The 6,244-nt window shown below is 71.4% G+C and carries 8 protein-coding genes and 1 pseudogene; 2 read left to right on the top strand and 7 right to left on the bottom strand.

The window, feature by feature from the left end; genetic code table 11:
* Positions 1–186, top strand: a pseudogene (locus HII36_RS56475) (hypothetical protein); the annotation flags it as partial.
* A gap of 71 nt (positions 187–257) precedes the next feature.
* On the top strand, positions 258–1,031 hold the full coding sequence (locus HII36_RS10595; RefSeq protein WP_173522931.1) for a metallophosphoesterase family protein: 774 nt from the start codon (positions 258–260) through the stop codon (positions 1,029–1,031).
* A 20-nt stretch (positions 1,032–1,051) separates the two neighbouring features.
* On the opposite strand, the gene HII36_RS10590 is transcribed toward HII36_RS10595, so the two are convergent.
* From HII36_RS10590 to HII36_RS10560, 7 genes are read right to left on the bottom strand one after another with little or no spacing between them, the layout of a single operon-like run.
* Positions 1,052–1,537 carry a GyrI-like domain-containing protein gene (locus tag HII36_RS10590; RefSeq protein WP_173522930.1) on the bottom strand — a complete coding sequence of 162 codons (486 nt, stop codon included), beginning with the start codon at positions 1,535–1,537 and terminating at the stop codon, positions 1,052–1,054.
* 11 nt (positions 1,538–1,548) lie between these two features.
* Entirely contained in the window at positions 1,549–2,508 is a 960-nt protein-coding gene (locus tag HII36_RS10585; protein WP_173522929.1) for a sigma-70 family RNA polymerase sigma factor, read from the bottom strand.
* On the bottom strand, positions 2,442–3,287 hold the full coding sequence (locus HII36_RS10580) for a MerR family transcriptional regulator (RefSeq protein WP_173522928.1): 846 nt from the start codon (positions 3,285–3,287) through the stop codon (positions 2,442–2,444). The genes HII36_RS10585 and HII36_RS10580 overlap by 67 nt, the downstream gene beginning before the upstream one ends.
* Before the next feature lie 50 nt (positions 3,288–3,337).
* Entirely contained in the window at positions 3,338–3,946 is a 609-nt protein-coding gene (locus tag HII36_RS10575; RefSeq protein WP_173522927.1) for a hypothetical protein, read from the bottom strand.
* Entirely contained in the window at positions 3,943–5,028 is a 1,086-nt protein-coding gene (locus HII36_RS10570) for an adenosine deaminase (protein ID WP_173522926.1), read from the bottom strand. The genes HII36_RS10575 and HII36_RS10570 overlap by 4 nt, the downstream gene beginning before the upstream one ends.
* A gap of 53 nt (positions 5,029–5,081) precedes the next feature.
* Positions 5,082–5,432 (bottom strand): cupin domain-containing protein, encoded by a 351-nt coding sequence (locus HII36_RS10565; RefSeq protein ID WP_173522925.1) that lies wholly within the window; start codon positions 5,430–5,432, stop codon positions 5,082–5,084.
* Between the two features lie 5 nt (positions 5,433–5,437).
* Positions 5,438–6,112 carry an AMIN-like domain-containing (lipo)protein gene (locus tag HII36_RS10560; protein WP_173522924.1) on the bottom strand — a complete coding sequence of 225 codons (675 nt, stop codon included), beginning with the start codon at positions 6,110–6,112 and terminating at the stop codon, positions 5,438–5,440.
* Positions 6,113–6,244: the final 132 nt, after the last annotated feature.

Below are 6,244 nucleotides of genomic sequence, written 5' to 3'. Positions count from 1 at the left end.
GCCCCGACCCGCCCGACGGTGACCCGGTCTCCTGCCACGCCGCCTCCTGCCACGAAGCCCGCGCACACGCCGCCCGGCCAGACCAAGGAACCGCCGGGCCAGGCGGACGGCAAGGGGCACGGCGGACAGCAGGACCCGCCCGGCGGCCCGCCCCAGGACCAGCAGGCCGGCGGCCCCAAGAAGTAGCCCGTGAAACAGTCGTTACGTCGGGCGCGAACGGGGATGCGGGGGCGCGTTCCCCCGGTCAGAGTGGTGGCATGAAGGTCGCCGTCCTGTCCGACGTACACGGAGTCCTGCCCGCACTCGAAGCCGTGCTCGCCGAGCCCGACGTGGCCGCCGCCGACCTGATCGCGCTCACCGGCGACCTGGCCGCCGGCCCGATGCCGGTCGAGACGCTCGACGCGCTCACCGCGCTGGGCGACCGGGCGCTGTGGGTGCGCGGCAACGCCGATCGCGAGATGGTGGAGACGGCGGCGGGCCGACCGCCGCGGATCGCCGTCTCGGGCTGGGCGGCCCGCGAGCTCCGGCCCGACCAGCTCGATCTGCTCGCCGCCCTGCCCACCCGTCAGGTCCTCGACCTCGGGCGGCTCGGCGTCACCGCGTTCGTGCACGGCACGCCGCGCAGCGACGAGGAGGTGGTGCTGGTCGACAGCTCGCTGGAGCGCTGGTCGGAGGTGCTGGCCGGGCTCGGCGCCGACACGATGGTCATGGGCAACACGCACATGCCCTTCGCCCGGCTCGCCGACCGCGTCCTGCTGGTCAACCCGGGTTCCGTCGGCATGCCGTACGGCACCACGGGCGCGCACTGGGCGCTGCTCGACGGCGACACGGGGGCCGTCACGCTGCGGCGCACCCCGCTCGACGCGGCCGAGGTGGGCGCGCGGCTGGTGGCGGCCAGCGGCTTCCCGGAGATCGAGGAGTGGGTCGCCGAGTACGTGACGGCCACCTACTCCGACGCGCAGGCACTGCGGGTGTTCGCCAAGCTCGAAGGCCGGCCCCCGCGAACGGACGTGGACCCCACCCCGGGGTGAGGCCCACGTGCCCGCTCGCGTTACTTGAGCCGGAACTGCAGGTCGATGTCCCAGTTGTTCAGGTCGGGCTCGACCCGAGGGTCGGTCGGGTAGAGCTCCAGCCTGCACCCCCAGTGCTCGGTGCCGCCGTCCTCGGTCATGTCCCAGGTGAGCCCCTGGTCGGCGGCCCACTTCCGAAACGACTCGATGGCGCCGATCAACTGGTCGGGGTGGCCGTGGTGGCCGGTCGTGGCGTATCGGCCGGCCGGGAGCGTCCCGGTCACGATGTCGCCCTCGACGTCCACGGGCGCCGCGACCGGCACGCCCGCCTCCACGTCCAGCCGGTCCTCGGCCATGTCGATGGAGTGGTAGCGGAAGAACGGCGGGCCGGCGAGCGCGACGCCGCGCTCGGCCAGCAGGCCGATCAGCTCGCCGATCCTGTCGCCGACCTCCCCGAAGGTGGTCATGGTGATGGCCTTGCGCACCGCGATGTATGGACGGTCAGGAAATTCCACGATTTCTGGCATGTTGTCCTCCTTCACTGCTCTCTACGAAGCCGGGCGCCGAAACTCATCGGCAATCCGAAACAGGGGAACAATCCGGGGTCGAGATAGGTGGTGATGTCGGAGATGAGGCCGTCCGAGACGTCCAGGATCACCAGGGCGAACGGCTCCCCGTCGAGGTACTGCCCGAAGGCCGGCGACCCGTTCGCCCTGGTCGCCAGCAGGCGGGAGCCCTCGCAGGGCGCGCCGGCCGCGAGCATGACGCGGCGGATGTCCGCCCGGCCCGCCAGCCACCAGGTGAACGGCGGCATCGACGAGGTGGCGTCCTCGTGCAGCAACTTGATCAGCGTGTCGATGTCGTAGCGCTCGAACGCGTCCACGTAGCGGGCCAGCAGCCCGGGGTCCACGTCGTCGTCACGCGGACGCGCGGCCGGCAGGGCTGTCGGCAGGGCGGCCCTGGCCCGCTGCAGCGCGCTGTTGACCGCCGCCACGCTGCCGCCGATCAGCTCGGCCACCTCGGCCGCGCTCCAGCGCAGCACGTCGCGCAGGATCAGCACGGCCCGCTGCCGCGGCGGCAGGAATTGCAGCGCCGCCACGAACGCCAGCCGCACGCTCTCCCGCGCCACCGCCAGCTCGGCCGGGTCGGCGAGCAGCACGTGGCCGTCGGGCACCGGCAGGATCCAGCGGTGCTCGGGCAGCGGCTCGCCCAGCCCGGCGCCCGGGACCGCGGCCGGGGCCAGATCCATCGCCCTGGCCCGGCGCTGCGGCGTACGCAGCATATCCAGGCAGATGTTGGTGGCCAGGTGGAACAGCCAGGGCCGCAGCGCCCCGCGATCGGGGTCGTAGGTCCGCCAGGCCCGGACGAACGTCTCCTGCACCGCGTCCTCGGCCTCGAAACCCGAGCCGAGCATGCGGTAGCAGTATCCGGTCAGTTCGACCCGGTGCCGCTCGAACTCGCCGGCCTGGTCACCTCGATCTGTAGCTCTGTCACCCATTCGTCCTTGTTCTCCGGGCAGTGCAGGTACACCTCCCTGGCCAGGTTGAGCGCGCGGTAGCCGTTCTCCTCGATCCAGTGCGCCAGCGCCTGGAAGGTGTGGCCGACGTCCTCCATCGGGCCGTGGTGGATGAGCGTGGCCGCGGTCTCGACGCCGGGCAGGGCGACCAGCTCGAAGTCGTGGCCGCCGCCCGGCTCGGCCGAGACCGGCAGCGAGGCGTGCACCATGACCGAGCCGTCGTCCTCGGCCACGTAGTAGGCGATGCCTGGCCCGGTGACGCGGGTCTGCGCCGTCTCCAGCCGCTCGCAGAGCTCCTGGTAGAGGGGCTGGATGACCGGGCCGACGTCCTCGCCGTCGTAGCTGGCCGCGCGGGCGCTGAGCTCGGCCACCCACACCGGGCTCACCTTCTTGACCACCACTTCGGCCGTCTTCATGTGCCCCTCCGTCTCGATGGACCGGAGTCTCGCCTCGACGCCGCGCAGCCTGGCCAGGTCGGCGTCGATCTGGGCTTCGAGCTGGGCGCGGCGCATGCGTACCATGCCGTGCAGTTCCTCGGTGCTCACCTTCTCGTCGAGGATCGTCCTGACCTGCTCCAGCGTGAAGCCGAGGTCCTTGATCGCGACGATGCGGTTGAGCCGGGAGAGCTGCGCGGCCTGGTACGAGCGATACCCCGTGACCGGGTCGACGTGCGCGGGACGCAGCAGCCCGATGGCGTCGTAGTGCCGCAACATCCGCACGGACACGAGCCCCAGCCTGGCGAAATCTCCGATGCTGAACATGTCGGCTCCAGGTCTAGGGGCTCACACCGTGTCAGGGTCAAGCGCCGGCGCTAGGGCGCCACGACGGCGACGACCACCAGCGCGAGCGCGGCGAGCAGCACCCCGATGGAGTCGTAGGCCCACACCGTGCGGACGCCGGTGTCCTGCTCCTCGCGGCGGCTGCGGGCGGACTCGGCGCGGCTCATGATCTGCTCGCCCACCCAGTCGGCGTGGGTCTTGCCGGCGAACGCGGTGGCGGCGATCTCCTCTTCCTTGGTCATCGCCTGCTTGGCGCCGAACCTGCCGCGCCGGCCCGGCATGCCCTTGCGCTGGGACTTGGCCCGCTCGCGCGCGCTGCTCATCGGGGTCCACAGGCGCAGGACGGAGTCGTCGTACTCGACGTTGATCGAGTGTGAGACCGTGACGTCCTTGATCGCCGCCCACGGCACCAGCGTGGTGCGGAACGGGTTGCGCCCGACCAGTTCGTCCCCGGTGAACTTGGTGACGGGGCGCAGCGCCAGCACGTAGATCACGGCGGTCAGCACGCCCAGGACCGCGAGCGCGACCAGCGACGGCTTGCCGTTGTAGCGGGCGATCAGGTCCCACAGGTTGATCGCGGCGAACGCGACCCAGACCCAGCCGAGGACGAACGCGGTCTTGGAGCGGAATGTCTGTTTCACGGCTGCCACTTGATCTGCGCGAACCCGGGCTTGATCACACCGTTGATCAGCGCGAGCCGCTCGTCGAACGGGATGAACGCGGACTTCATCGCGTTGACCGTGAACCACTGCAGGTCGTCCCAGCCGTAGCCGAACGCCTCGACCAGCTTGTGGAACTCCTGCGACACGCTGGTCGAGCTCATCAGCCGATTGTCGGTGTTGACCGTGACCCGGAAGTAGAGGCGGCGCAGCAGCCCGATCGGGTGCTCGGCGATGGAGTCTGCGGCCCCGGTCTGCAGGTTGGAGGTGGGGCACATCTCCAGCGGGATGCGCTTGTCGCGCACGTACGCGGCCAGCCGGCCGAGCTTGGCGGTGCCGTCGTCGGCGACGGTGATGTCGTCGATGATGCGCACGCCGTGGCCGAGCCGGTCGGCACCGCACCACTGGATGGCCTGCCAGATCGACGGCAGCCCGAACGCCTCACCGGCGTGGATGGTGAAGTGCGCGTTCTCCCGCTGCAGGTATTCGAAGGCGTCGAGGTGCCTGGTGGGCGGGTAGCCCGCCTCGGCCCCGGCGATGTCGAAGCCCACCACGCCGACGTCGCGGTAGCGCACGGCCAGCTCGGCGATCTCCATGGACCTGGCCTGGTGCCGCATGGCGGTCAGCAGCGTGCCGACGCGGATGCGCGGCCGCCCGTCGGGGCCGGCCGAGCCCTGGGTGAACCCTTCGAGCACGGCTTCGACCACCTGGTCGAGGCTGAGCCCCATGGTGGTGTGCTGCTCGGGCGCGAAGCGGACCTCGGCGTAGACGACGCCGTCGTCGGCCAGGTCGCGGGCGCACTCGGCGGCGACCCTGATCAGCGACTCGCGCGTCTGCATGACGGCGACCGTGTGGTCGAACGTCTCCAGGTAGCGCACCAGCGACCCGGAGTCCGACGCCTCCTCGAACCACGCCCGCAGGTTGTCGGGGTCGGTGCTGGGCAGGCGTTCGTAGCCGATCTCCCGGGCCAGCTCGACGATCGTCTCGGCGCGCAGGCCGCCGTCGAGATGATCGTGCAACAGCACCTTGGGAACCCGGCGGATCTCGTCAAGCGTGGGGCTCATCTCGCCATGGTAAGGCAGGCAGGCCGATGGAAGACCTGCACTGGCGCGCCCGTTCAGCCGCGGTTGGCGCTCTCCGGCGAGAACGCGGGCAGGCAGACCGCCACGTATTCGGCGCCCTCGGGGCCGACGCGGTAGCGCACCCTCTCCCCCGGCGACGTGACGACCGACTGGCCCGCGCCGACCTCCAGCGTGCCCTCGTCGTGCTCCACGATCACGGTGCCGCGCAGCACCAGCGTGTACTCGGTGAAGGAGGGGGTCTGGGCCGGCTCCTCCCACCCCGCGGGCGCGGTCATGTGCGCGATGGAGACGCCCTCGTCGCCGCTGTTCACGCGGCCCACGTGCTCGTCGATCAGCTTGCCGCCCGGGACCGGAATGCGCGTCGGGCCTTCGATCTTCCTCACCACGCTGCTCAGTGTGCCACGTCGATGACCAGTCGGTACGGGTCGCGCTGCTCGGACACCCGGAACCCGGCCCGCCGGTCGAGCGCGAGGCCCACGCCCACCCGGCCTTCGAAATCGCCGGTCTTGACCACGCTGTCGACGTTGGCCAGGCCGGCATGGAAGATCGGCCCGCCCTTCCAGGTGGGGTCGCCCTTCTGGGTGTGCGCGTTGGCGGGGGTGAGCGTGATCTGCAGGTACGCGCCGGCGTTCACGCCGAGTGGCTTGCCCGAGCCGTCCTGGACGAGTTCGTCCACCCATTCCACGCTGTATCCGGGCATGCCGTCCTTGAGGTCCACCACGATCCGGTCGTAGGCGGGGTGCGTGGCGTAACGCACGCCGGTGACCAGGGCGGGTTCCATGCCTTCGCGTTCGACGTCCACCTCGGCGGTGCCGGTGGGCGCGGGCTGCGCGGGTGGCGACTGGTCGGCGGGCGGCGACTCGCCAGGCCCGGGCGTGCCGCCGGGGCTGCTGGTGCCGGCGGGCTGGCTCGGGGACGGTTCCGCCGACGGGACCGCGGTGCTGGTGGCCTGACCGGTGGGCTGGGCCGCGCCGCAGGCGGTCGCCGCGGCCAGGCAGACGGGCAGGCAGACGAGGAGTCCGGCGAGCGATCGCGTCGCCCTCCCGGACGCGTGTGACGGACGCATGTCCCGATGATGCCCTACCCCGGTGTCACCCAAGCGACACTCCAGCCGATCGGCAAGGCCCTTCTGACCTCCCACGATCCAGAAACCACCGCGAACACCGACATACCGCCCCCATGGCGAAGGGCCCCCGGG

Source organism: Nonomuraea antri (assembly GCF_013283785.1).
Classification (GTDB): Bacteria; Actinomycetota; Actinomycetes; order Streptosporangiales; family Streptosporangiaceae; genus Nonomuraea; species Nonomuraea antri.
This window is presented reverse-complemented; position numbering and strand designations above follow the sequence as displayed.